Genomic DNA, 24,984 nt, shown 5'->3' on the forward strand with positions numbered 1-24,984 from the left:
GGCGGTCTCCTTCTCCTGTCGGTAGCTGTGGTCGGTACGTGCGGGTCACGGGCGTACGGGCGGCAGCGGGAGGATGCCGAGGCTCGCGTCGAGGCCGCCGTCGACGACCAGGGCGGTCCCGGTGACGTACGACGCGGCGGGCGAGGTGAGGAACCAGACGGCCTCGGCCTGCTCGCGGGGCTCGGCGAACCGCTGGAGCGGGATGCGGCGCTCGATCTCGGCGGTGAGCACGGGGTCCCGGCGCACCCCGGCGTTGATCCGCGTCCAGGTGAGCCCCGGGGCGAGGGCGTTGACCCGGATGCCGTCGGGCGCGTGGTCGATGGCCGCGGCGCGGACGAGGTTGATCAGCGCGCCCTTCGACGCGTTGTACGCCCAGTTGCCGGGGTCGGCGCGCAGCCCGGCCACGGACGCGGTCACCACGACCGCCCCGCCCCCGGCGGCGCGCAGGGCGGGCACGGCGGCCCTGATGCCCAGGATCGGGCCCCGGAGGTTGACCGCGAAGATCCGCTCCGCGGCCTCCACCGCCCCCGGGGACTCCCACGGCCGGGTGCCGCCGATACCGGCGTTGAGCACGACCGCGTCGAGGCGGCCGAACTCGCGGACCGCCAGCTCCACAGCGGCGTGGTTGGTCTCCTCCCGCGACACGTCGCCGGCCAGAGTCAGCACGCCGTCGAGCCCCGCGAGCTCCTTGAGCGCGTATTCGTCGTGGTCCACGGCGAGCACCGCGACGCCGCGCTCCGCGTACAGCTCGGCGGTGGCCCGGCCGATGCCCGACCCCGCGCCCGTCACGAGGACGGCGCGCGGACCCGGGCCGGCCGAGGAGTCGGAGGAGCCAGAGGAGGGGTTGGGCGAGGTCATGGGGCCTCCAGGTTGAGGGCGGCGTGCGGGAGTGCTCCCGCCGTACGCCCCGCGTCGATCCGCGGGACGGCGGCGAGCAGTTCTGCGGTGTAGGCGGCGCGCGGGGCGCGGAAGACGTCGGCGACGGCGCCGGTCTCGACCAGCCTTCCGTCCTTCATCACGGCCACGCGGTCGCAGACCTGGCGGACGACGCCCAGATCGTGCGAGATGAACAGCAGCGTGACCCCCGCCTCGCGCCGCAGCTCGGCGAGCAGGGCCAGGATCTGCGCCTGCACGGTGACGTCGAGCGCGGACACCGGCTCGTCGCAGACGATCACCTCGGGGCCCGGGGCGAGCGCGCGGGCGATCGCGACCCGCTGGCGCTGGCCGCCGCTCAGCCGGGCGGGCACGCGGTCCAGCAGGGCGGGGTCGAGCCCGACCCGGCCGAGCAGCGCGGCGACCCGCTCACGCCTGCGGCGTCGCGGCATCCTCCCCGGCACCGCCTCGCCGACGACCCGCTCGACCGTGAAGCGCGGGTCGAACGAGCTCAGCGGGTCCTGGTCGACGAGCTGGATCCGGGAGCGCCGCGGGCGCCGGTCACGCTCGCGCAGCCCGCTCCACGGCTCGCCGTCGAGCAGCACCGTCCCGGCGTCGGGGACGATCTCCGCCAGCACGATCCGCGCGGTGGTGCTCTTCCCCGACCCCGACTCGCCGACCAGGCCGAGCGCCTCCCCCGCGCGCAGGTCGAACGACACGTCGCCGACGGCCGTACGCCACGATCCGTCCGGGGAGCGGTAGCGCTTGGTGACGCCCCGCACCGAGACGACGGCATGGTCCCTCACCCGGGCCGGCGCCGCCGGCGCTCGGGAGGCGGTGGCGGGCCGCGCCCGCCCGGGGTGGAAGCAGCGGACCATCCGGTCCTGCCCGTCCTCCCCGTACGACACGGGGGGCGGCGGCTCGGAGCGGCAGCGGTCGTCGGCGAGCGCGCAGCGCGGGGCGTACGGGCAGCCGGTGGCGGCCGCGGGTCCGGTCCGGACGATCGGCAGCCCTCGCACCGGACCGCCGCCCGGGTTGTCCGGGCCGTCCAGGCCGGGCACGGCCGCCAGCAGGTCGGCGGTGTAGGGGTGGGCGGGAGACGCCAGCAGGGCCGCCGCCGGTCCCCGCTCCACGACCACGCCCGCGAACAGGACGGCGATCTGGCCGGCGAGCCGGGCGACGACCGCGAGGTCGTGGCTGATGAGCAGCAGCGCCGTGCCCCGCCGCCGCCGCTCCTCCAGCAGGCCGAGCACCTGCGCCTGCACGGTGACGTCGAGTGCCGTGGTGGGCTCGTCCGCGATCAGCAGGGCGGGTTCGGCCGCGATGGCGGAGGCGATCAGCGCCCGCTGCCGCAGGCCGCCGGACAGCTCGTGCGGATACTGCAGGAACCTCACGTGCGGGTCGGGCACCCCGGCCTCGGCGAGCAGCCGGATCACCTGGTCGTCGAGGTCGTCGCGGCGCGCCAGGCCGTGCACCTCCAGGGCCTCCGCCACCTCCAGGCCGACCCGGCGGAGCGGGTCGAGCGAGGTCAGCGCGTCCTGCAGGACGTAGCCGATGCGGCGGCCGCGCAGCCGCCGCCACTGCCCGCCGCCCAGCGTGCGCAGGTCCCGTCCCTCGAAGGTCAGCGTCCTCGCGGTCACCCGGGCGCCCGCACCGGCGAGGCCGAGCAGCGCCCGGGCCGTGACGCTCTTGCCCGATCCCGACTCGCCCACCACCGCGAGGCACTCCCCCGCGCGGAGGGACAGGTCGACGTCCCGTACGGCCGGTACGACGCCGCGCCGGGTGGCGAAGCCGACCGAGAGCCCCGCCACCTCCAGCAGCGGCGCGGAGGGGTGGTCGCCGCTCATCGGACCTCCCGTCCTTCGTAGCGGGCCTGCAGGGCCCGCCCGGCGACGGTGGCGGACAGCACGGTCAGCGTGATGGCCGCCCCCGGGAACAGGGCGAGGGTCCAGCTCACGTCGAGGTAGTCGCGCGACTGGGCGAGCATCGCGCCCCACTCGGGGGCGGGGGGCCGCGGGCCGAGCCCGAGGAAGCTCAGCGACGCCCCGGCGATGAGCGCGGTGCCGACGTTGACCGTGGCCAGGATCAGCAGGGGCGCGACGACGTTCGGCGCGATGTGCCGCAGCAGGATCCGCGCCGGGGCAAGGCCGAGGCCGACCGCCGCCCGCACGTACGGCGAGCCGCGGACGACCAGCGCCTGCGCGCGCACGACCCGGGCGAACCCCGGCGCGAGGGCGACGGTGATGGCCAGGGCGGCGTTGCGGGTGCCGGGCCCGAGGACGGCCACGACGAGCAGGGCCATGAGGACGGCCGGGAACGACAGCAGCACGTCGGCCAGCCGCATGGCCGCCTCGCCGGCGACGCGGCCGCCCAGCGCGGCGAACAGCCCCCAGGCGGCGCCCGCGACGCCGGCGAGCAGGGTGGAGCCCACGCCGACGAGCAGCGACGGCCGCGTGCCGAAGACCAGCCGGGCGAGCACGTCACGGCCGAGCTGGTCGGTGCCGAGCGGGTGCCCCTTCATAGGCCCGCGCAGCGCGAGCGCCGGGTCCACCCGGTCGGGCGCGTGGGCGAACAGGCCGGGGAAGGCCGCGGCCAGGCAGACGAGCGCGAAGAACGCGACGGCCAGCGCGACGCCCGGCCGGGGCAGCCCCACCTTCCGCAGGCCGGCCCACGCGGGCTCGTACGGCCCGCCGGCCGCCGCGTCCTGGACCGCGCTCACGCCGCCGCCCCGATCCGCGGGTCGGCGAGCCCGTAGAGCAGGTCGACGACGATGTTGATCAGGGAGAAGGTGAGCGCGGAGAGCACCACCACACCCGTCACGACCGGGAAGTCCCGGCCGCGCACCGCCGCCACCACGACGTGGCCGAGGCCCTGCCGGGCGAAGACCGTCTCCACGACCACGGTGCCGGCGAGCAGTTCCCCGAGCACCCAGCCGGAGAGCGTGAGCACCGGCAGCGCGGCGTGCCGCAGCGCGTGGCGCACGCGGATGCGGTGCTCGGTGGCGCCGCGTGCCCGGGCGGTCAGCGCGAACGGCTGGTCCAGGGCGCGTTCCAGCCCTTCCCTGGTCACCTGGGCCAGCACCCCGGCGATGGGCAGCGCGAGCGCGGCGCACGGCAGCACCAGCTCGGCCGGGCCGTCGTCGCCGATCACGGGGAACCAGCCCAGGTGGAAGGAGAAGGCGGCCAGCAGCAGGATGCCGATCCAGAAGTTCGGCGTCGAGATCGAGCAGAACTCGGCGGCGCGCGACAGCGCCCGCAGGCGCGGCCGGCCGGCCGTGAGCGTGGCGAGCGCCACCGCGAGGCCGAAGCCGAGGGCCGCCGCCCCCGCCGCGAGCGCCAGGGTGGCGCCGATCTGCTCGCCGATCACCTGGCTCACCGGCCGGCCGAGCTGGTAGGAGCCGCCGAGGTCGGCGCGCAGGAGCCGGCCGAGGAACAGGGCGTACTGCACGACGATCGGCTCCCGCAGGCCGTACTCCGCGCGGATCGCGTCCAGCACCTGGGGTGTGGCGTTGGCCTGGACCCCGCCCGCGATGACGCGGGCGGGGTCGCCGGGCACCAGCCGCATCCCGGCGAAGGCGAACGTGGCGGCGCCCCACAGCACGAACAGGGTCAGCGCCAGCCTGCGGGTCAGCCGGCGGGCCAGCGGCGGCACGGGATCACGCCCCCAGCCACACGCCGTGGAAGACCGGGTAGGTCTGGGCGTCGAAGGCGACGCCGCGCGCCTTGGCGGAAAAGGCGGTGAGCTGCACCGGCGTGTAGAGCGGCAGCACGTACGCCTGCCGGAGCACCTCGTGCTGGACGGCGGCGTAGTCCTTCGCGGCGGTGGCCGGATCGGACGTCTCCGCCGCCTCCTCCACCCAGGTGTCGATCCGCGGCGAGTCGACCAGCGCGACGTTGCCGCCGGCCTTGGCGTAGGTGTTGCCCGAGGCGAACGCGAAGCGCAGCACATCGGGCGTGGGCCGGGCGAAGCTGACGTCGACGAGGTCGTACTCGCCGCCGATGAGGTATTTGCTCACGAACGCGCCGGTGTCCACGGCCGGTCGCTCGATCTTGATGCCAGCGAGCTTGGCCTGGGCCTGGACGCCCTCGGCGAGCACGTCGCGCTGCTCCTTGTTGCCCTCCGCCCAGTAGGGCCAGGTGAGGGCGAGGGTCCTGCCGTCCTTGACGCGGTAGCCGCCGGGACCCTTCTTCCAGCCCGCCTCGTCGAGCAGCCGCTCCGCCGCGGCGAGGTCGTAGGACGCCAGTTCGCTCTCGGCCGTCGCGTCGTAGGCCGCGGTCGTGCGGCTCAGCGGGTTGCGCGCGACGGGGAACCGGCCGAAGTAGATGTTCTTCACCAGTTCGGCGACGTTCACGGCGGCCGACAGGGCGCGGCGCACGCGCACGTCCTTGAGCGGCCCGCGGGTCTGGTTCAGATAGAGGTTGTAGTTCAGGCCCGGCGTCTCCTGCACGGTGAGATCGAATCCCCCGAGCGACCGCAGTCTGCCGGCGTTGACCGGCGGGACGCCCGCGATCGCCTGGACCTGCCCGCTGGTGAGCGCGCCGTACCGGGTGGCGTCCTCGGGGACGAACTCGAACACGAGGCCGTCGAGATAGGCCGCGCCCTGGTGGGACGCACCGGCGGGCGGCGAGGCGTAGGCGGCGTTCTTGCTCAGCGTGACCCGCTTGTCCTTCTCCCAGGAGACGTAGGAGAAGGGGCCGGTGCCGACCGGGCGGTAGTCCGCGACCGGCTTGGCCAGCGCCGCCGGGCTCTGGATGCCCAGGTACGGCACCGACAGGGCCTGCAGGAACGGGGTGAACGGCCGCTTCAGCGTCACCTCGACGACGTGGTCGTCCACCACCCGCGACTTCTCGTACGGCGCGATCAGCGACGCGGCGTAGGCCGACTTGGTGGCCGGGTCCACCACGTGGTCGAGCGTCGCCTTCACCGCCTCGGCGGTGAACGGCGTGCCGTCGTGGAAGGTGACGCCGTCCCTGAGGGTGAACGTGTAGGTCCGTCCGTCTCCGGACACGGCCCACTTCGTGGCGAGCCAGGGCCCGAAGGTGGCGGGACCGGTCTGGACGACCAGGGAGTCGAAGATGTTGCGGTCGATCAGGCCGGTCACCGCGGTGGCCGCCACCGCGGGGTCGAGCGACACCTGCGTGCCGGCGAGCGCGTAGGTGAGGGTGCCGCCGGCCACCGGGCCGGCCGCGCCGGCCCGTCCGGCGGACGGCTCGTCCCGTCCGCCTGTCGTGACGACCAGGACGAGGACGATGGCCGCGGCCACGACCAGGGCGGCCGCCACGACCGCCGGACGCCTGGACCGCAGGCTGCCCCGTCGCCCGGCCGGTTCGTCGTCCACTTGGGTGGCGGTGTCGTCGCTCACTGACATCGGTGACGCCTTTTCTGTCGCGATGGGAAAAGGAGAGAGCGGGGCACGCGGGCGCGCCGAAATAGCCGGAACCCGGCGGAACCGGCGGATCGATTGGCGAATTCCCGTCCCGCGGACCAGGAGAATTCAGGACATCGACGGAATCACACCACGACAAAACGCGACGGTCAACTTATTAGACCATTGTCGCCGACCCATTTGCGATGCCGATTGAAATCAATTCGAATTCCCTATGGCAACCTGCGCGGCGAGCGCGCCGGGGAATTCCGCGACCGAGGAGAAGAATTCACGCAGGGCCGCGCAGGCACTCGACTCGATCTCCGGGTCGAGCCCCCGCCTGCTCAGCAGGCGCAGCCCGACCGGGTCCTGCGCGGGCAGCGGAGTGATCTCCTCCAGGCCCTTCGGCACGCCGAACGCGGTGGGCAGCAGGGCGATGCCGAGCCGGGCGCGGGCCGCGGCCAGCACACCCTCCAGGTTGACCGCCTCCGTGGTGATCCGCACCGGCCAGCCGAGCCCTTCCAGCACGCTCACGGCCTGCCGCCGCAGGGCGCACGGCTCCTGGAAGGCCACCAGCGGCACCGGCCGGTCCGGCGGCGGGAGGAACCAGCCCGGCGCGGCGAGCCAGCGCAGCGGCAGCGCGGCGACCTGCCTGCCGCCGACGCCGGGCACGACGCCGAGGATCAGCGCCATGTCCAGCGTCCCCTTCTGGGTCGCCTCGGCCAGGGGGGTGCTGCGGTCCAGCCGGAACACGACGTCCCTCGTGGGCAGCGCCGCCATCAGCGCGCCGAGGAGGTCGGGCAGCGTCTGGTAACCCGCGTGCTCGACGGCGCCGACGGTCAGCCCCGCCGTCCGCTCGGCCCCCAGCCGGCAGAGGGCCTCGTCGTGGACGGCGAGCAGCCGCCGCGCCTCCACGAGCAGCGTCTCGCCCGCCATGGTGAACCGGGTGGACCTGCCGGTCTTCTCCACCAGCGGTTGCCCGATGACGCGTTCCAGCGATCGGACGTGCTGGCTCACGGTCGGCTGGCTGGTCCGCAGCGCGGACGCGGCCCGGCCGAAGCCACCGCAGTCGGCGATGGCCACGAACGTTCGCAGTTGCACGAGGTCGAGCAGTGCTCCCATACCCGCGATAATAACCCCTATTACCTACATGAATAAGGGACCTTCAGGGGTAGGGTTCCGCCACCATCGGACGGCGGCAGCGGCGACCTCGGGCGGGACCCGGTGCCCGCCCCGGAACTCCTCGTACGTCACGTCGTACCCGCCGTCCCGCAACTCGGGGACGAGGCGCCTGCTGCAGCGGTCGATCGGCAACACCCGGTCGGAGGTGCCGTGCGAGACGAAGACGCGGGGCCGGCCGTGCCGGATCATCGGAGCCATGAAGCCGGGAGAGAACGCCAGCACGGCGTGGAACAGGTCGCCGTTGGCCAGCCCCAGCGACAGCGCGTAGGAGGCGCCGTCGGAGAACCCGGCGACGGCCACGCCGCCGAGTTCGACGGCCACGCGGGCGAACGTCTCCTCCAGGGTGGCGTCGATCCTCGACACGTCCGCGCCGTAACCGCCGACGATCACGTCCCAGGTGGCCGAGACGGCCTGCGGCGCGAGCAGCGGCACTCCGAGACTGGTGGCCTCGGGGGCCAGCCACTCCAGCGCCTGCTCCGCCGTGCCGCCCGCGCCGTGCAGCACCACGGCGAGCGGGGCCGGCCCGTCCCCGAGGCCGGGCGGCACGTGCAGCAGGGCGCGGCCGTCGAGGCGGTGGGTCCCGGGCTCGGGAGGCGACGCCGCCCGCGGCACGGCCACGGGACGGGCGGACAGCCGGCCGTGCCGCACGCCCTCCTCGGGCTCCGCGTGGGGACGGCTCCGCTCCGGCGTGGTCATCGGCCTCACCTCCCGCTCACCGGTCTACCCGCGGCTCGCGTGATCACCTCCGCGTCCGCGCGCACCAGGGGGAAGGTCCCGTACGACTGCCGCACCCGCGCGAAGCGACGGGACGACCGGCTGGAATAGTACCCACCTGCACACTCCTGCCTGCACGACCCTGCCTGCACGACCACCGCGAACGGACGGCCTCACGTGACCGATGCCCGCTACTGTCTCTTCGATCTCGACGGCACGCTGACCGACCCCGAGACCGGCATCGTCGCCTCGCTGCGGCACGCCCTGGCCGCCGTCGGGTTCCCGGAGGTGGACCACGGACGGCTCCGCGCCCTGATCGGCCCTCCCCTCCAGGACGGCTTCCTGATGCTCGGCGTCCCCGAGGAGCGCCTCGGCGACGCGATCCACGCGTACCGGGAGCGCTTCTCGGAGACCGGGATGTACGAGAACGAGGTGATCGCGGGCATTCCCGCCGTGCTGGAGGCCCTCGTCGCCGAGGGCTGGACCCTGGCGGTGGCGACGTCGAAACCGGCCGTCTTCGCGGCGAAGATCCTCGCGCACTTCGGCCTCGACGGCTTCTTCGCGTACGTCGCCGGGGCCACGCTGGACGGGTCGCGGCGGCACAAGGCGGACGTGGTCCGCCACGCGCTCGACGTCCTCGGCGCGCCGCCGGACGCGACCGTCATGGTCGGCGACCGCCTAGAGGACGTCGCCGGGGCCGCCGCGTGCGGCGTCCGGACCGTCGCCGTGACGTGGGGGTTCGGCGACCCGGCCGAGTTCGGCGCACCTGTGTTCGCCGGCGCCGGGCTCCTCGCCGTGGTGGAGACGCCCGGGCGGCTTCTCGACGTGCTGTCGCGGACGGCGGACGCCCCTCCCTATCCGTGATCAGTCGACGTCGACCCAGTCGAGCGTCCGCTGGACGGCCTTGCGCCATCCGGCATAGCCGCGCTCGCGCCGCTCGTCGGTCCAGGTGGGCTCCCAGCGGCGGTCCTCGTGCCAGTTGCGCCTGAGATCGTCGGTGGACTTCCAGAAGCCCACGGCGAGCCCGGCGGCGTACGCCGCGCCGAGCGCGGTGGTCTCGGCGACGACCGGCCGGGAGACCGGTACGCCCAGGATGTCGGCCTGGAGCTGCATGCACAGCTCGTTGGCCGTCACCCCGCCGTCCACCCGCAGCACGTCGAGGACGACGCCGGAGTCCTGCTCCATCGCGGTGACGACGTCCCTGGTCTGGTAGCAGATCGATTCGAGGGTGGCGCGGGCCAGGTGGGCGTTGGTGTTGTAGCGGGACAGGCCGACGATCGCGCCCCGGGCGTCGGCGCGCCAGTACGGCGCGAACAGGCCGGAGAACGCGGGCACGAAGTAGACTCCGCCGTTGTCCTCGACCTGACGGGCGAGCGCCTCGCTCTGCGCCGCCCCCGAGATGATGCCGAGCTGGTCGCGCAGCCACTGCACGGCGGAGCCGGTGACCGCGATCGACCCCTCCAGGGCGTACACGGGCTTGGCCGAGCCGAACTGGTAGCAGACCGTGGTGAGCAGGCCGTGCCGGGACCGGACGAGCTCGGTGCCGGTGTTGAGCAGCAGGAAGTTGCCGGTGCCGTAGGTGTTCTTGGCCATGCCGGGCTCGAAGCACACCTGTCCGACGGTCGCGGCCTGCTGGTCGCCGAGGTCGCCCGCGAGCGGGACCTCGCCGCCGAGCGGGCCGCCCGCGCGGGTCACGCCGTACAGGCCGGGATTGGAGGACGGCCGGATCTCGGGGAGCATCCGCCGGGGCACGCCGAAGAACGACAGCAGCTCGTCGTCCCAGTCGAGCGTCTCCAGGTCCATCAGCATCGTGCGGCTCGCGTTGGTGGGGTCGGTCACGTGGACGCCGCCGTCCACGCCGCCGGTGAGGTTCCACAGCAGCCAGGTGTCGGTGGTGCCGAAGACCGCGTCGCCGCGCTCGGCGGCCTCGCGGACCCCGGGGACGTTCTCCAGGATCCACTGGATCTTGCCGCCGGAGAAGTAGGTGGCGGGCGGCAGCCCGGCCTTGCGCCGGATCACCTCGCCCTTGCCCTCCCGCTCCAGGGCCGCGGCGATGCGGTCGGTGCGGGTGTCCTGCCAGACGATGGCGTTGTAGTACGGGCGGCCGGTGCGCCGGTCCCAGACGACGGTCGTCTCGCGCTGGTTGGTGACGCCGAGCGCCGCGAGGTCGGACGCCCCCAGGCCCGCCGTACGCATGGCCGTCTCGGCGACCGCGCGAGTGCGCTCCCAGATCTCGGTGGGGTTGTGCTCGACCCAGCCCGCCTGCGGCAGGATCTGCTGGTGCTCCAGCTGGTGGCGGGCGATCTCGTTGCCGGAACGATCGAAGATCATGAAGCGGGTGCTGGTCGTCCCCTGGTCGACCGCGCCGACGTAGTCAGCCATCTCAGCCGTTCACCGGTCCTCAGGAGGTCGGGCCGATTTCCGGCTCGGGCTCGGGCATCGCCGACTCGTCACCGGTCGGGGGCGGCGTCTCGGCGGCCGGCGTCTCGATGTCGGCCTCTCCGCCGATCATCTTCTCCAGCCCGCCGTCGTCCGGCTCCGGCGTCAGCGGCTCCGGTGAGGTGCCTCTCGCGTCCCGCGCTCCGGATCTTTCGGCAACCACGTCCGCGTCTCCTCCCACGTGTCCTCTCCGCCGTCCGCCGGTCCCCCCGGTCCGCGGATCGCGCATGACCGCTCACCTGCCCCCGTTGTACGGTCCTCATTCACCTTCTCACAGACCCGTACGGAGCGTGCGTGCGCGACGGTCCCCGGGGGCCCGCGGCGGGTACACGTCAGACAGCCGGCGGCGGGCCGGGAGCGGCGGGGGCGTGCGGATGGACAGGCGGCGGCGTGACCTGGTCGACCGGGACCTGGAGGAGGCGGCGGCGGACCTGCTGGCGCACGACCCCCGGCTCCGCGGCCTGGACGTGCGGGTGTATTTCGACGGCGCGGTCGCGCACGTCGAGGGAGACGTGCCGGACGCCGCCGCTCTCGCGGTGCTGCGGGAGCGGCTCGGCCGGCTGGCCGGGGTGCTCGCCGTGTGGGACCGGGTGCGGGTGGCCGGCGTCACCCCCCGGGTCGTCGATCTCGGCTGCGGCGGCACCAAGCAGCACCGCGACAACCTCGGCCTCGACCTGTCCCCCGGGCCGATGGTCGACGTGCTAGCCGACCTGTCGCGCGGGGTGCCGCTGGCGGACGAGTCGGTGGACCAGGTCTTCGTGGTGCACGTGCTGGAGCACCTCGCCGACTACCTGCCCCTGCTGCGGGAGTGTCACCGGATCCTGCGGCCCGGCGGGGTGCTGCACGTCCTCGCCCCCTGGTGGCGGCACGTCAACGCGGTGGCCGACCCCACCCACCTGCGGCTGATCGACGTCGCGACCTTCAAGCACCTGTGCCGGCCCGACGGTTCGGGCCGGTGCTGGTTCCCGTTGCTGGTCACCCGCGACGAGTCCACGGTCTTCGCGGACCTCGTCCCGGCGAAGGACGGCACGACTCCCGCGGACGATCGGCGGCTGGCCCGCTTCTTCGACTGAGCCGGGTGAAGCACTCGTCATCTGTGTCCAAAAAAGTCGACACCAGATGGCCCAGAACCGGATGAGGGGCAGCATCGAAGGTAGGTAGTGAAGGACCCCTGGGGGTGAGCAGGATGGAGCAGGGCATCCCCCCTTCTTCTCAGGACCGCGATCTGCTGGGCGCGCTGACGAACATGCTGGCCGACAGCCACCTGACGGCGTTCGAAGGCATTCCGGCGCTCATCGACAACCACAAACACCTGGCGGGCTTCGACGGGATCTCCGTCTACCTTTGCGACCTGCAGCAGAACGCGCTGCGCAGGCTGTGCGGCCCGGGCGACGACGAGGCCCAGCCGGAGGAGCTGAAGATCGACACGACTCTGGCCGGCCGCGCCCTGCAGGAGGTGCGCCCGCTGCGCGGCGACAACCCGGTCCAGTGGTGGGTTCCGATTCTGGACGGCACCGAGCGCCTGGGAGTCCTGCACATGAGGCCCGCCGCCGAGGACGCCGGCCTCGGCGACCGGATGCGGCACATCGCCTCCCTGATCGCCCTGATCGTCGTGAGCAAGCGGTCGTTCAGCGACTATTACGCGCGGCTCGTGCGGACCCGGCCGATGCACGTGGCGGCCGAGATGCAGTGGAACCTGATGCCCCCGCTCACCTTCGCCACGCCGACGGTGGCGATCGGCGCGGTCCTCGAACCGGCGTACGAGATCGGCGGGGACGCCTTCGACTACTCCACCTCCGGCAACGTGGCGCACGTCGCCGTCTTCGACGCGATGGGACACGACGTGTCGGCCGGGCTGACCGCCAACCTGGCCGTCGCGGCCTGCCGCAACAACCGGCGGCAGGGCCTCGGCCTGGCACGGAACAGCGAGATGATCGAGCGGATACTGATCGACGAGTTCGGCCGGGCCGACCGCTTCGTCACCGGGATAATGGGCGACCTCGACCTGGACACCGGTGAGTTCACCTGGGTCAACCGCGGCCACCACGCGCCGGTGCTGATCCGTGGAGGCCGGTGGATCGCCACCCTGAAGTGCCCGCCCGCCCATCCGATGGGACTCGATCTCGGCCTCCCCGTCACGCTCTGCCAGGAACAGCTCGAGCCCGGCGACCGGCTGCTCCTCTACACCGACGGCATCACCGAGATGCGCAACCCCGACAGCGGCGAGTTCGGCCTGGGCCGGTTCGTCGAGTTCATGATCAAACAGAACGCCGCGGGGCTGCCGGTGCCCGAGACCCTGCGGCGGCTGATCCGCACCGTGATGGACTACCACAATCACCGGCTGCAGGACGACGCCACCGTGCTGCTCCTCGAATGGAACGGCGCCGCGTACGAGAAGCTCAACCCCTGAGCCACCGCTCCCCCTCCAGGGTCGGAACATGACGGCGCTCGTACTACTCGACGTCGACGGGGTGCTCATCCCCCGGCATGGAGCGAAGCCGAGAGCACTCGAACGCACGGCAGGCGGGTCACGGATGTGACGACGCGGGAGATTCGAGCTGGCCAGGGGGTGGACTCTCAGGGAATTCCCCGGATCCATGGGTAATCTCGCAGGCCATGACATGGCAGCGGAGGATCAACGGCGCACTCGTCAAGTTCACCGGAGTCCAGCTCACCCGTGCCCGGCCCGCCGCGACGTCGTCCTCTGAGGAGCAGGCCCCGGCCCCCGCGCCGGAGGAGCTGGTGCGCCCGCCGGCCGATCCGGGGGTGGACCGGCTGCTGGTGGCGCCGGTGTTCGTCATGTCTCCCGTACGGTCGGGCTCCACCCTGCTGCGGTCGATGCTGAACGCCCACCCCGAGCTGCACGCCCCGCACGAGCTGCACGTCAGGAGGCTGACGGTGGGGTTCGGCACGGCGCTCTCCCGCAAGGCCATGGAGGCCCTCGGCCACAACCAGGCCGACCTGGAGCACATGCTGTGGGACCGGGTTCTCCATCGGGAACTGGTACGCAGCGGCAAGCGGACGATCGTGGACAAGACCCCCGCCAACGCCTTCGCCCACACCCGGATCGCCGCCTGCTGGCCCGACGCCCGGTACATCTTCCTGCTGCGTCACCCCGCGTCCATCGCGGCCTCCTGGTACGAGGCCGACCCGGTCAAGCGCACCCGTGAGGAGGCCGCTTCCGACGCGCTGCGCTACATGAAGGCGGTGCAGCGGGCCAGGAAGGCGCTCACCGGCCTGACCGTGCGCTACGAGGACCTCACCGCCGAGCCGGAGAAGACGACCCGCGCGATCTGCGACTTCCTCGGCATCCCCTGGGAGCCCGGCATGCTCGCGTACGGCGAGCAGAAGGTCGTGCAGAAGGGCCTCGGCGACTGGAGCGACAAGATCCGGTCGGGCCGGGTCCAGCCGGGACGCGACCTGCCGGGCCCGGACGAGATACCCGACCTGCTGAAACCCATCTGCCGGAGCTGGGGCTACCTGCCGAAGGAGAACGAGCGGTGAAGATCCGCTACATGCTGCTGCACGCCTACGGCATGGGCGGCACGATCCGCACCGTGGTCAACCAGGCGAACGCGATGGCCGCGCTCGGCCACGAGGTGGAGATCGTGAGCGTGGTGCGGCGCCGGGACGAGCCGCAATTCCGGCTGGACCCGGCCGTCACCCTCCGCACACTGGTGGACCAGCGGGCGGGCGTGCGGACCGACTCCCTCGGCCGCCGCGTCTGGCGGCGGCTGCGCGGCAAGATCGTGCCGTTCGGCGAGTACGCCGCCGCCTACTTCACCGAACGCGTGGAGAAGGCCGCCATCGACTACGTCGCGTCGGTCGAGGACGGTGTCCTCGTCACCACCCGCCCGGCGCTGAACCTCATCTCCGCGCGCCGCGCCGGCCCGCACGTCGTACGGGTGGCGCAGGAGCACATGAACCTCGGCAGCTATCCCGAGACGCTACGCGCGGAGATCGCGCGATACTACGGCGCGTTCGACGCGATCGCGGTGCTGACGGACAGCGACCGGCGCGACTACGAGTCGATGCTGCCCGGCACGAGGATCGTGCGGATCCCCAACGCGGTCCACTCGGTGAGCCAGACGCCGTCCCGGCAGGACCACCCGGTGATCGTCGCCGCCGGCCGCCTCGTCAAGCAGAAGGGCTTCGACCTGCTGCTCCCGGCGTTCGCCCAGGTGGCCAGGGAGCATCCGGAGTGGCGGCTGCGGATCTTCGGCACCGGCCCGAAGAAGGCGGCGCTCCGCGCGCTGATCGGCGAGCACGGCCTCTCCGCCCACGTGACGTTGATGGGCCGGACCAACCGCCTCGACGACGAGCTCGCCAGGTCCTCAATCTACGTGCTGAGCAGCCGTTTCGAGGGGCTGCCGATGGTCATGATCGAGGCGATGACCCACGCCCTGCCGATCGTGGCCTTCGACTGCCCGACGGGCCCCCGCGACGTGCTGACCGACGGCGAAAACGGCCTCCTCGTGCCGGCCGCGGACGTGGACGCCCTCGCCGCGGCGCTCAACCGGCTGATCGCCGACCGCGACCTGCGCCTGCGCATGGGCTCCGCCGCCGCGGCCACCGCCCGGGAGTACGCCCCGGAGAACGTCATGCCGCTGTGGGACGACCTGTTCACCGAACTCCTCCACACCAGGACGGGCAGCGACGCGCACGCGCGGCGATGACCCGGCTCATGAACGGGTGGCGCCGGTCAGCCGGTCTCCCAGGGAGCTGCGCCGGTACAGGACCTTCCGCCCGTCGCGGGCCCGGGTGACCAGGCCCGTGGCGTACAGCACACGCAGGTGCTGGGACACGGCGCTCGGCGTGACCCCGAGGCGGCGGGCGATCTCGACGGTGGGCAGCGGCTCGCCGAGCAGGCCGAGCAGCCGCGCCCTGGGCGCGCCGAGGAGTGACACGAGAGCCGCACCGGCGGGGACGGGCTCAGGCGCCCAGAGCGTCGCGAGGCCACGGCTGGGATAGACCAGCGAGGGAGGCTCCTCCGGGATGACCGGGGGCGCGGGCTTGTGCGCGAACACGGAGGGGACGAGCAGCAGCCCACGGCCGGCCGCCGCGACGCGGAAGCTACCGATCACCCTGTCGATGTGCAGCACCCCCTCTTCCCATCGCAGGTTGGGGTGCATGCCCGCGAACAGCAGGCGGGCGCCGCCCACGGCCAACTGCCGCGCCCGGTAGGTCATGTCGGCCTCCAGCACCAGCCGCGCCCGCGGCCACAGCGGCTTCACGGCGATCTCCCAGTATCGGCGCAGGGCTTCACAGACGGCGTCCCTGAGACGGACGACCGGCGCGTCGTCGCCGGCGGCGGCGTCGCGCAGCGGCCCGGGCAGCGGATCCGGCGCGTGCGCGGCGAGCAGGTCACGGCGGACCAGATCGGGAGAGGTCCGGCCGACTTCCGCCAGTTCCTCCTCGAAGTCCGGGGCGAAGGTCGCGGGCCTAGGCGTCAGGAAGCCGGGAAGGGTGTGCCTCTTCGCCACCAGCGACATCAGCAGGCCCGTGTCGAGCCCGCCGATCCTGCCGAGAACCGACCCGCGCCACGGGAGATGCATCGGAGACAGGCCCGGATCGCGGAGCACCCGCAGGCTGAGCACCGTCTCGGTGAGAGGCGAGAGGGCGAACCTGGTGTCCGCGAGGTCCTCCACGCCGAGCACGAAACTGATCATTAAGCCATACGCTACATCGATTGGCGGGGGAAGACCCTCGGCGTGGACTTCGGTCCATGACCTCCACACCCTCTGAACCACCTGCGGCCGTCGCCGTGGGCGACGCGACCGGGCGACGGCGGGGCAGGCCGGTGGCCGGGGCATGAGCCGCCGGATTCTCGTCGTCCTTACCGTGACCTGCGCGGTGGCCGTGGGCAACGTCTACTTCCCTCAGGCGATCGGGCCGCTGGTCGCCGCCGGGCTGCGCCTGCCCCCCGACGCGGGCGCCCTGGTGGTGACCGCCACCCAGGCCGGCTACACGGCCGGGATAGTCCTGCTCGTGCCGCTCGGCGACCGCGTGCCGCACCGCCCCTTCCTCGTCTCCCTGCTCGCGCTCACCGGCCTCGGCCTGCTCGCCGCGGGCTGCGCGCCGGCCCTGCCGCCCCTCGTCGCCGCGAGCGCTCTGGTCGGCCTCACCACCGTGGCCGCGCCGGTCGTCGCCCCGCTGGCGGCCGGTCTGGCTGCCGCCGACCGCCGGGGAGCGGTGATCGGCACCCTGCTGAGCGGCTCGACCGGCGGCATGCTGCTGGCCCGCACCTTCAGCGGAGGCCTCGGCGAATGGCTGGGCTGGCGGGCTCCGTACCTGGTCGCCGCGGCCCTGGCGCTGTTCCTCGCGGCGGCGCTGGCCGTCACGGTGCCGGTCACGGCCCCGTCCTCCCGCCAGCCGTACCCCGCGCTCCTGGCCGAACCGCTGCGCCTGCTCCGCGCCGAGCCGGAGCTTCGCCGCTCCTGCGTCTACCAGGCGGCCGTCTTCGCCGGCTTCTCGGCCGTCTGGACCTGCCTGGCGCTCCTGCTCACCGGCCCGGCGTACGGCCTGGACGCCAGGGCCGTCGGGATGCTCGCCCTGGTCGGCGCGGCGACCATGCTGTGCACTCCCGTCGCCGGCCGCCTGGTGGACCGCGTGGGACCGGACCCGGTGAATCTCGTCTGCATGCTCGGGGTGCTCATCTCGGCGGCGGTCCTCGCCGCCGGGTCGCTCGGCGGCGTGCCCGGCCTCGCCGCGGTGACTCTCGGCACGCTGCTGCTCGACGTCGCCATGCAGTGCGGCATGGTCGCCAACCAGGCCCGGGTCTACGCCCTGCGTCCCGACGCCCGCGGCAGGCTCAACACCGCCTACATGACCTGCGCCTATCTCGGCGGCAGCGCGGGGTCCTGGCTCGGCGTGCGCGTCTGGGGCGCGGCCGGCTGGCCGGGCGTCTGCGCGCTCGTCGCGCTGCTCGGCGCGCTCGCCCTGGCCCGCCATCTCCTGGCCCTCGCCCATCGGCGATAACCGGTTGCCCACGTCGACCTCGGTGCGGTCGCGCCGCCCGCCGAGCGGCCCTATCCGCTGCCGTCCGGGCTCGCCGGCGTCATCGGCGCCTCGCCGGACGCCGCCGGCAGAGCCGGCCGTCGCTGATCACCCGTACGGGCGGCCGGCGCGGCGGCTTCCGCGTCAGGTCAGCCGGCCGACGTGGGCGAGGGCCTGCTTGAGCAGCACGCCCTGGCCGCCGGTCATCTCCTGCTGCACGATCGGGGAGGCCGCCTCCTCGGGCGTGAACCACTCCAGGTCGAGCGCGTCCTGCCGGGGCCGGCAGTCGCCGCGCACCGGGACGATGTACGCCAGCGAGACCGCGTGCTGGCGCGGGTCGTGGAACGGCGTGACCCCGGGCGTGGGGAAGTACTCGGCCACCGTGAACGGCGCCGGGGAGACCGGCACACTCGGCAGCGCCACCGGCCCGAGGTCCTTCTCCAGGTGACGCAGGAGCGCGTCGCGGATGCGCTCGTGGTAGTACACCCGGCCGGTAACCAGCGCCCGGCTCACGGTTCCGTCGGGGCCGATCCGCAGCAGCAGGCCGACACGGGTGACGGTGCCCGTGTCGTCCACACGCACGGGCACGGCGTCCACGTACAGGATCGGCATGCGGCCCCGAACCGACTCGATGTCCTCGGGGGCGAGCCAGCCTGGCGTCGTTTCGGTCATTTCGGTCACGGAACGATCGTACTTGTCCAGGCGAGGGGTGGTTCCCCACATCGGCGACCTCGTGGCCGCGCGACGCGAGCCGATCTTGTCGGTGCCCGCTCCTAGGGTGCCGCTCATGACGAACCCCTGGGACGCGGTCCGTGCCGGAATAGCCGCCGGCGACGCCTCCGCCGTCGCGGCCGCCGTGCTGGACCTCGACGACGACGCGCGCCGCGAGGTGGCGCGGGAACTGCCCGGACACCTTCCCGCCGCCCGCGAGGCCGCGGTGCGCGAGGAGAGGAAACGGGAGCAGGCGCGTCAGGCTCTGTGGGAGGAGCTGTACGAGCGGGCGGCGCGCGCGGGGCGATCGGTCTACGACTTCGCCGAGGCCGACGCCATGGACGAACCACAGGTGGGGAACCGCTGGATCGAGCCCATGCGGGTCGCCGGCGCCGCGGTTCTCCCCGGCGCCGCGGCCGTCGCCACCTGGCTCAACAGGCGCGACTTCGACCGGGGCTGGGAGCCCCCGGACACCGACGACGTCCCGCTGATCGCCGCGGTCGTGGCGGCCAGGCCGCTGGAATGGCGCAGGGATCTCGCCGTACGGCTGGCGCGGCGGCTGCGCGGCGTCCGCCCGCGGCCCGACAGGCGGGTACGGCTGGCCCTGCGGCTGCTGCGCGAGAGCGGAGCCGAGCCCCCCGAGCACGACCCCCTCACCCTCGCCTGGGTTGCGGCGACCCCCTCCGGCGATCTGCCGGCGGATCCTTTGCTGGACGCGATGCTGCCGAGGCTGTTCGAGGCCGAGGGCGTGGGCAGGCTGCTCCGTGCCCACCGGAACTGGCCCGCCGTACTGGCCGCCCTGGCCCGCGACGGCCGGATCAAGCGCGAGGCCCTGCTCGATGGGTGCCGCGGCCGGTTCCTGCGCGGCGGGCAAGCCGCCGACCAGCGCTTCTTCGTCCTCCTGCACGACCGGCTCGACCCCTCACCCGAGGAGATCGCGCCGTACGCGCGTGACTATCTGGCGTTGCTCCCGGCCGCCGCGGCCAACGTGGCCGACCTCGCGCTCCGGCAGATCCGCCGCCTGGGGCCGATCCCGCCCGAGCAGGCGGGTGAGGCCGTCGAAGCGCTGCTGTTCCGCGCCGAGGGCAGGCTGGTGCGGGCCGGGCTGATCTGGCTCGACCGGTTGCTGAAGGACCCCGCCGGCGACCTCGACGCTTACGCACCCGCGCTGGCCATGGCACTGACCGCCGCGCTGGGCAACGCGTCGGGCGACACCCGGGAGCGGGCCGTGAAGCTGGCGACCAAGCACGCGGAGCGGTTCACCCCGGTGGGCGCCGAGATGATCAGGGACGCGGTCGCGGCGTTGCCCGCCCACCAGGGAGCGCGGCTGGCGGCGGTCTTCGGCGGCGAGGTGGCGGCGGAGCCGGAGCCCGCTCGGTTCGTCCCCGTGCCGCTCCCTACGGTCCGGGAACCCGCGCGCATGCCGCCCTCCCCCGGGACGCCGGAGGAACTGGCCCGGATCACGCTGTCGGAGTACGACTGGGTCGCCAACGAGAGATGGCTGGACGGCTTCGTACGGCTGGCGGCCCGGCACCGGACCGGCGCCGAGCGGGACCGGCTGCTCGCCGCGCTGGCGCCGCTCGCCCGTCACTGGAGCCGCAGCCACCGGTGGACACCGTGGTGGGAAACCGCCGACTGGGCCGCGGCGATGGCGAAGGAGCTGACCGAACCGGGCGCATGGCGCCGGGCGCACCCCCAGGGCACGGAGACCGTCACGGAGCGGGTCCCGGACATGAAGCACGGCGCGGGCGCGAGGATCTGGACGCTCATGCGGTACGCCGAGGCCTACCGGGCCCAACTCGAAGGCCGCCTGCCGTCGTACCTGCTCGGCACGCCCACCCGCGTGAACGGGCTCCTCGATCCGGAAGTGCTGGTGGAGCGGATCGAGGGCTACGAGCGCGACGGCGTGGAGGCGCTGCCGCTGGACCTGCGGCAGGCTCTGCTCCGGGTCGGCCGTACCGTCTCCGTCGAGGTCGCCGCGCGGGCCGCGGCCCTGGCGAGCCCGGCGGGGCGGACGGTCGCCCGATGGCTCACCGACCGGCCCGCGGAACCGGAGGTGGTCCTGCGCTGGGGCACCCACCAGCGCGATGTCCGCGTCTTCTCGGAGTTCGTGTGCGGACCGGAGTACCGGGAGGTGCTGGGCGATCTGCTCACGCCCCGGTTCCACGACGAGGCGTGCGAACGGCTGCTCGCGGTGCTCGCCGGGCACCGCGAACTGGCCGCCGCCCGGTCGGCCTGGACACTGCACTCGTCCTGGCCCCTGAACAAGCCCACGCTCGCCGACCTCGAACTGCTGGTCACGGCCGACGGCCCCGCCGGGCAGGGCGTCGCGCTGATCATGGCCCACTACCTGCTCGCGGACCCGGTCGGCGGAGCCGTAGGGCCGCTGCTGCGCCTGGCCGCCACCGGCGGCCTGCCCGGCGAGGAAGTCGGCAGGCAACTCGCCGTCCTGCTGGAACGAGGGCCCGACCGTCTCAGCGGGGTCGTGGAGGCGCTCCGGGCGGCGGCCGAGCGTGGGGCGCACCGTGAGGTGTGGGAGATCATGCGGGGCCTGCTGCCCGGCTACCTGCCGGGCCCCGGCGAGCGGGCCACCCCCGTGCACACCCGGCTGATGAGGTTCGCCGCCGACGTCGCCGAATGGGCGGACGCCCGGGGCGATCTCTCCGTCGTCGCCGAACTGGCCGGTCGTCGCCGGGTGAGCGAACTGGTCCGTCAGGCACGCCGGCTGCACGGGCAGCTTTCGGGTAGCGACAACGTCCCTGCCTTTACGTCGTAGATTCAGCCGGGCCGGTACGGGCCGTGATCCGCTTCGTGCGGAGGACCGAGCGGGCGGGCGAGAGCGGGGTGCGGCTCACGCCGCTCCAGCCAGTGGGTGGCCGACAGGGTCGCACGTTCGATCATGTCGGCCGTGGCGCGGAAGTCGACGGGCAGCACCTCGACCGGGCAGAGCGGCGGGAGCACGTGGAGGCGGGTCCGCCGCCTGTTCTGCCTGATCGAGGCGCTGATGCGCTGCTCGCTGAGCAGGTTGTAACCGTGCAGGGCCATGGCGATCGCCGTCGACGGCGCGTCCGGCAGGTGGCAGGTGAATCCGGGCGCCAGCAGGTACGCCTCGTCGGCGCCCGCGTCCACCGCGTAGTCGAGGGTGGTCAGGTCCGCGACGCCTCCGTCCATGAGGATCCGATCGCCGATCGTCACGGTGGGATACAGGGCCGGGATCGCGGTGCTGGCCAGCAGAGCCGGCAGCGCGGGCCCGCGCGACAGGACCACCGGCCGCCCCGTCCGGACGTCCGCGGTGAGCACCGAAAGCGGCGTCCGTGTCTCCTCCAGGGCGCGGATCGGCAGAATGCGTTCGAGGAACCGCCGCAGGGCGGAGTTGTCGAACAGGTAGTTGCGACGGCCCAGCACGGCCGCGGCCAGCGTGGCCGGATTGAGCGGGAAGGTGTAGTTGAGCACGCCCAGCGCCTGCAGGGCTCCCCGCAAGGGGTGGAAGGGCAGGTTGCCCACCAGCGTGCGGAGCACGTCGGGCCCGCTCACCGGGTAGACGTCGTGGCCGCTCACCGACAGCCACAGCCGGGCGAGCTCCTCCACTCCCTCGGCGTCCGGGCGGGAGGCGTAGTAGGCGCCGTTGAGCGCCCCGATCGAGGCGCCCACCACCATGTCGGCGCGGATGCCGTGGGCGGTGAGCGCGCGGAGCATGCCGACCTGCGCGGCCCCCAGGCTGCCGCCGCCCCACAGGATGAACGCCGTCGTCATCGGCCGCTTCCCCACACTCCCCCGGCCCGGTCTCCCTTCCTACCCGTACGTCCCCGTTTCACCCGCCGCGTACAGAGCCCCCGGCGCTACGCGAATCCCTCCGCCCGGGTGTTTTTCCCGAAACCCTCACGGGATGAAGCGAGACGGCGCATTTCCGCTTGAGATCTTGTTTATCCCGCCGGAGGCGACAGTCGAAAGGCAGGAATCCCCCATGGCCTATGCCGATCAGATTTCTCCCATCCTCCGCGCGACGTTCGAACTTCTGCGGGAGGCCGGAAGGCCTCTGCCGCCAGGAGAAGTGCGCAAAGAAGTGGAGGAGAGAGTGCCGATCGCCCCCGAACTCCGTGCTCCCAACGCGCACGGCCAGGCGCGCTGGTGGGCGCAACTGGGATTCCGTACGGGAGAGGCCGCCTCGCTCGGCTGGATGACCAAACGGAACGGCTGGGCGATCACGGAAGCCGGTGTCCGCGCGCTACAGGACTTTCCCGGCACGGAGTTCTACCGCGAACTGGCGCGCCAGTACCGGGCGAGGAGACTGCCGCCACAGAGTCGCGTTTACCGCGACCCCCGCTGGAATGTCGTCCTGGAAGCCCTGAAACGACTGGAACCGGGCGCCTGGACCACCTATGGCGACCTGGCGGCCCTTGTCGGCATGTCGGCGCAGGCGGTCGGAGGCTTCATGGCCGAGAGCGCCGACACCGACAATGCTCACCGGGTTCTCCAGTCGGGAGGACGGATTTCGCCGCAATTCCGCTGGTCGGACCCGGAACGGACCGATGATCCGCGCCAGGTGCTCGAAGAGGAAGGTCTGGCCTTCGACCAGGCCGGCCGAGCCGACCCCGGCCGGCGCGTCACCGCCGACCGCTTCCGCACGATACTCGCCCACGCCGGTGTCGTCCTGCCGCGATCAGACGCTCCCCTGCCCGTGCCTCCACCTGACCCGACTCCGGCCGCCTTCGAGCAGTTCCAGCAGAACCTCGAGTACGCCCGGCAACTCGTCGACGGCGGCCGCAACCTGGAGCGGCTCGCGGTCGGCTCCTTCGACGTCACCGACCTCTACCGCGCCGCCTGGTCCCAGGCCGTGGCGGCCCTCGACCACTGGGTCACCCGCGAGATCGTCGACCGGGCGGTGACCCTCGCACTGACGCCAAGGGTGCCCCGGCCTCCCAAGTTCAACAGTCTGAGCATTCCCGTCGAGTTGTTCGAGAAGGTCCACCATCACGACGAGCCTCTTGGCGAGATGTTCCGCGCGCACCTGGAGCGGCATTTCGCCTTCATGACCTTCCAGAACCCAGAAAAGATCAAAGAAGGGTTCGCGCACGTCAGCCCGGTGAACCTCTGGGTCAGAGTCGCCGAGGTCCTGACCGACCAGGACTCCAGGAACCCGATCACCGCCGACGGCGTCCGTACCAGGTTGCGGGAGATCGCCTGGCGCCGGAACAACATCGCCCACACCGCCGACCACGATCCGGACCGGCCCGGGCAGAAGACCCCGATCACCGCCGACGAGGCGGAGGCGACCATCGAATGGCTCGAAACGATGGCCATCGCCATCCAACTGGCCCTCGGCGACCCGCTTCCGGAAGCGAGTCCCAATACGGGGGAGATCCGGGCTACGCCTTCGACCGCCGCAGCAGGGCAGGCTGACGGCCCTCGGCGGAAACGCATCTGGGACGAACCCAGCTCCCTCCAGGCCGTCGAGCATTACTGCCCTGCCGACGTACGCGCCACGCTGCTGGCCGTCTACCGTCACGCCGAAAGCCACCCGTCGTTCCACGAGTACTACTTCGGCGAAGGCGAGTATCCCTCGGTCACCGCCTGGTTCAATCTCGGCTCCGACAAGGCCTCCGTGTGGAACGTCTACACCGGCCCGGCGAAGTCCGTCCTGGCCGTCAACTTCGGGTCCTTACGCCATCACGGCGCATCGCGGGAGCGCATGGCACGGCTCGCCGAGAGGCTCGGCATCCTTCCGGGGTCGGCCCGCCTCCGCGACCAACTCGAATCCGCCGACTACGGCAAGTACCCGTCGTTGCAGCCGGTTGCCCTCGCACATCCGGAAGCCCCGGGAGATCATCATCGCGGCCCTGAACGAGTTCCTGGCCGGCGGAATCCTCCTCTAACGCTAGCGGCTGACGAGCCCGGCTTCTCGCCACCACATGGCAAGCTGTTCGCACGCCCAGCCACGGATGTGACCACGGGAGCGGCCTTGCAGCGACATCAGGGCTCGGTGCCCGCCCTGCCCCCGCCGTACACCATGCGCCAAGCCGTCCCTGACGACGCCGGCACCGTCCTGGCACTGCTCAACGCCTCCGCCGCCTGGATACACGAGCGTGATCAGGGCGACGGCTGGCCCAGGGCCGGGTTCGGCCTGGACCGCGTCACCCCCGGCATCACCAGTGGTGCGATCCGACTGGTCGAACACTCCGGCCGCTGGCCGCAGGCCACCTTGGCCGTCGACCAGTGCCCCGACCCCGAGTTCGGCGCGGCCGGCCTCGACCCCGTCGAGGACAAAGCCCTGATCCTGCACAAGCTCGCCGTCGTACGCCCCCACCCGCACCAGCCGCCCGGCTGGGACGTCCCCACACCGCCACCCGGAACCCTGGGCCGGATGCTGATTGAGTGGACCGTCCGGCACGCCCGCCGCCACGGCTTCCCGTGGGTGTGGCTCAACGTCGCCCGTGAGGCGACCCCGCTGCAGGCGTACTACGCCCGGTGCGGGTTCGAGCACGTCACGACCGTCGCACTGCCCGGCCGCCGGTCCGGCTCACTGTGGCGCCGCCCCACCACAGCGCACTGACCCCGTCAGTCCTGGCGGTCCTGGACTTCGACCAGCTGGCTGTGCGCCTGGCAGAACCGATCCTGCGACCGCCGATCCCCTGAGAGCTGACTCGGCTGGACATGTCGGTCGCGATCGAGCATGCCCGCGCGTCCCACGGAGGTTAGGCGTGTCT

The 24,984-nt window shown here is 72.9% G+C and carries 20 protein-coding genes; 8 read left to right on the forward strand and 12 right to left on the reverse strand.

The features are described 5' to 3' along the window. Positions 1-45: 45 nt before the first annotated feature. The 7 genes from FED44_RS34300 to FED44_RS34330 all read right to left on the reverse strand — a co-directional run bounded on the left by FED44_RS34300 (position 46) and on the right by FED44_RS34330 (position 8,116). Positions 46-858 (reverse strand): SDR family NAD(P)-dependent oxidoreductase, encoded by an 813-nt coding sequence (locus FED44_RS34300; RefSeq protein ID WP_111699482.1) that lies wholly within the window; start codon positions 856-858, stop codon positions 46-48. Further along, entirely contained in the window at positions 855-2,720 is a 1,866-nt protein-coding gene (locus FED44_RS34305; RefSeq protein ID WP_138463271.1) for a dipeptide ABC transporter ATP-binding protein, read from the reverse strand. The genes FED44_RS34300 and FED44_RS34305 overlap by 4 nt, the downstream gene beginning before the upstream one ends. Further along, complete coding sequence (locus tag FED44_RS34310; RefSeq protein ID WP_208759324.1) at positions 2,717-3,592, reverse strand: ABC transporter permease; 876 nt, start codon at positions 3,590-3,592, stop codon at positions 2,717-2,719. Before FED44_RS34310 ends, FED44_RS34305 begins: the two co-directional genes overlap by 4 nt. Continuing rightward, the gene (locus tag FED44_RS34315) at positions 3,589-4,524 is read right to left on the reverse strand and encodes an ABC transporter permease (RefSeq protein ID WP_244302505.1); all 936 of its coding nucleotides are present in this window, start codon (positions 4,522-4,524) and stop codon (positions 3,589-3,591) included. The genes FED44_RS34310 and FED44_RS34315 overlap by 4 nt, the downstream gene beginning before the upstream one ends. A gap of 4 nt (positions 4,525-4,528) precedes the next feature. After that, positions 4,529-6,241: an ABC transporter substrate-binding protein gene (locus tag FED44_RS34320; protein ID WP_133305923.1), complete on the reverse strand. Its 1,713-nt coding sequence runs from the start codon at positions 6,239-6,241 to the stop codon at positions 4,529-4,531. 216 nt (positions 6,242-6,457) lie between these two features. Then, entirely contained in the window at positions 6,458-7,360 is a 903-nt protein-coding gene (locus tag FED44_RS34325) for a LysR family transcriptional regulator (RefSeq protein WP_111699485.1), read from the reverse strand. A 24-nt stretch (positions 7,361-7,384) separates the two neighbouring features. Beyond that, positions 7,385-8,116: an alpha/beta hydrolase gene (locus FED44_RS34330; protein WP_111699486.1), complete on the reverse strand. Its 732-nt coding sequence runs from the start codon at positions 8,114-8,116 to the stop codon at positions 7,385-7,387. Between the two features lie 195 nt (positions 8,117-8,311). Here FED44_RS34330 and FED44_RS34335 point away from each other — a divergent pair, with 195 nt between their 5' ends. Next, a complete protein-coding gene (locus FED44_RS34335; protein WP_138463272.1) occupies positions 8,312-8,998 on the forward strand; it encodes an HAD hydrolase-like protein in 687 nt (228 codons plus the stop codon). Here FED44_RS34335 and glpK read toward each other — a convergent pair whose 3' ends face one another. Then, on the reverse strand, positions 8,999-10,516 hold the full coding sequence (gene glpK, locus FED44_RS34340) for a glycerol kinase GlpK (RefSeq protein WP_111699488.1): 1,518 nt from the start codon (positions 10,514-10,516) through the stop codon (positions 8,999-9,001). It abuts the gene before it with no gap. A gap of 19 nt (positions 10,517-10,535) precedes the next feature. Then, entirely contained in the window at positions 10,536-10,736 is a 201-nt protein-coding gene (locus FED44_RS34345) for a hypothetical protein (protein ID WP_138463273.1), read from the reverse strand. A 211-nt stretch (positions 10,737-10,947) separates the two neighbouring features. Between FED44_RS34345 and FED44_RS34350 the strand changes: the two genes are divergently transcribed. From FED44_RS34350 to FED44_RS34365, 4 genes are all read left to right on the forward strand, one after another. Further along, on the forward strand, positions 10,948-11,646 hold the full coding sequence (locus FED44_RS34350) for a methyltransferase domain-containing protein (protein WP_138463274.1): 699 nt from the start codon (positions 10,948-10,950) through the stop codon (positions 11,644-11,646). A gap of 113 nt (positions 11,647-11,759) precedes the next feature. Beyond that, on the forward strand, positions 11,760-12,983 hold the full coding sequence (locus tag FED44_RS34355; protein ID WP_208759331.1) for a PP2C family protein-serine/threonine phosphatase: 1,224 nt from the start codon (positions 11,760-11,762) through the stop codon (positions 12,981-12,983). A 206-nt stretch (positions 12,984-13,189) separates the two neighbouring features. Next, positions 13,190-14,077 carry a sulfotransferase family protein gene (locus FED44_RS34360; RefSeq protein WP_138463275.1) on the forward strand — a complete coding sequence of 296 codons (888 nt, stop codon included), beginning with the start codon at positions 13,190-13,192 and terminating at the stop codon, positions 14,075-14,077. Then, the gene (locus FED44_RS34365; protein ID WP_111699492.1) at positions 14,074-15,249 is read left to right on the forward strand and encodes a glycosyltransferase family 4 protein; all 1,176 of its coding nucleotides are present in this window, start codon (positions 14,074-14,076) and stop codon (positions 15,247-15,249) included. The genes FED44_RS34360 and FED44_RS34365 overlap by 4 nt, the downstream gene beginning before the upstream one ends. 6 nt (positions 15,250-15,255) lie before the next feature. On the opposite strand, the gene FED44_RS34370 is transcribed toward FED44_RS34365, so the two are convergent. Beyond that, positions 15,256-16,242, reverse strand: a complete 987-nt coding sequence (locus FED44_RS34370; protein WP_111699493.1) for an ArsR/SmtB family transcription factor — start codon at positions 16,240-16,242, stop codon at positions 15,256-15,258. 142 nt (positions 16,243-16,384) lie between these two features. Between FED44_RS34370 and FED44_RS34375 the strand changes: the two genes are divergently transcribed. Then, positions 16,385-17,551, forward strand: coding sequence for an MFS transporter (locus tag FED44_RS34375; RefSeq protein ID WP_138463276.1), 1,167 nt, complete (start codon positions 16,385-16,387; stop codon positions 17,549-17,551). A gap of 162 nt (positions 17,552-17,713) precedes the next feature. On the opposite strand, the gene FED44_RS34380 is transcribed toward FED44_RS34375, so the two are convergent. Continuing rightward, positions 17,714-18,250 carry an NUDIX hydrolase family protein gene (locus tag FED44_RS34380; protein WP_244302507.1) on the reverse strand — a complete coding sequence of 179 codons (537 nt, stop codon included), beginning with the start codon at positions 18,248-18,250 and terminating at the stop codon, positions 17,714-17,716. Between the two features lie 106 nt (positions 18,251-18,356). Here FED44_RS34380 and FED44_RS34385 point away from each other — a divergent pair, with 106 nt between their 5' ends. Continuing rightward, entirely contained in the window at positions 18,357-21,056 is a 2,700-nt protein-coding gene (locus FED44_RS34385; RefSeq protein WP_138463277.1) for a DUF6493 family protein, read from the forward strand. Positions 21,057-21,058: 2 nt separating this feature from the next. On the opposite strand, the gene FED44_RS34390 is transcribed toward FED44_RS34385, so the two are convergent. Further along, positions 21,059-22,033, reverse strand: a complete 975-nt coding sequence (locus tag FED44_RS34390) for a patatin-like phospholipase family protein (RefSeq protein WP_138463278.1) — start codon at positions 22,031-22,033, stop codon at positions 21,059-21,061. Between FED44_RS34390 and FED44_RS36850 the strand changes: the two genes are divergently transcribed. Then, entirely contained in the window at positions 22,017-24,830 is a 2,814-nt protein-coding gene (locus FED44_RS36850) for an MGMT family protein (RefSeq protein WP_208759325.1), read from the forward strand. The two genes, FED44_RS34390 and FED44_RS36850, sit on opposite strands and share 17 nt — an antisense overlap. The last annotated feature ends 154 nt before the right edge of the window (positions 24,831-24,984 follow it).

Origin of the sequence: Microbispora triticiradicis (assembly GCF_005864065.1) — a bacterium.
In the GTDB taxonomy this organism is placed as follows: domain Bacteria; phylum Actinomycetota; class Actinomycetes; order Streptosporangiales; family Streptosporangiaceae; genus Microbispora; species Microbispora triticiradicis.

Bases quoted from the DNA above. Each gene is read 5' to 3' on its own strand.
- FED44_RS34300 (WP_111699482.1), bottom strand. From the start codon at position 858: ATGACCTCGCCCAACCCCTCCTCTGGCTCCTCCGACTCCTCGGCCGGC.
- FED44_RS34305 (WP_138463271.1), bottom strand. From the start codon at position 2,720: ATGAGCGGCGACCACCCCTCCGCGCCGCTGCTGGAGGTGGCGGGGCTC.
- FED44_RS34320 (WP_133305923.1), bottom strand. From the start codon at position 6,241: ATGTCAGTGAGCGACGACACCGCCACCCAAGTGGACGACGAACCGGCC.
- FED44_RS34325 (WP_111699485.1), bottom strand. From the start codon at position 7,360: ATGGGAGCACTGCTCGACCTCGTGCAACTGCGAACGTTCGTGGCCATC.
- FED44_RS34330 (WP_111699486.1), bottom strand. From the start codon at position 8,116: ATGACCACGCCGGAGCGGAGCCGTCCCCACGCGGAGCCCGAGGAGGGC.
- glpK (WP_111699488.1), bottom strand. From the start codon at position 10,516: ATGGCTGACTACGTCGGCGCGGTCGACCAGGGGACGACCAGCACCCGC.
- FED44_RS34350 (WP_138463274.1), top strand. From the start codon at position 10,948: ATGGACAGGCGGCGGCGTGACCTGGTCGACCGGGACCTGGAGGAGGCG.
- FED44_RS34355 (WP_208759331.1), top strand. From the start codon at position 11,760: ATGGAGCAGGGCATCCCCCCTTCTTCTCAGGACCGCGATCTGCTGGGC.
- FED44_RS34360 (WP_138463275.1), top strand. From the start codon at position 13,190: ATGACATGGCAGCGGAGGATCAACGGCGCACTCGTCAAGTTCACCGGA.
- FED44_RS34370 (WP_111699493.1), bottom strand. From the start codon at position 16,242: ATGATCAGTTTCGTGCTCGGCGTGGAGGACCTCGCGGACACCAGGTTC.
- FED44_RS34375 (WP_138463276.1), top strand. From the start codon at position 16,385: ATGAGCCGCCGGATTCTCGTCGTCCTTACCGTGACCTGCGCGGTGGCC.
- FED44_RS34385 (WP_138463277.1), top strand. From the start codon at position 18,357: ATGACGAACCCCTGGGACGCGGTCCGTGCCGGAATAGCCGCCGGCGAC.
- FED44_RS36850 (WP_208759325.1), top strand. From the start codon at position 22,017: ATGAACGCCGTCGTCATCGGCCGCTTCCCCACACTCCCCCGGCCCGGT.
- FED44_RS34390 (WP_138463278.1), bottom strand. From the start codon at position 22,033: ATGACGACGGCGTTCATCCTGTGGGGCGGCGGCAGCCTGGGGGCCGCG.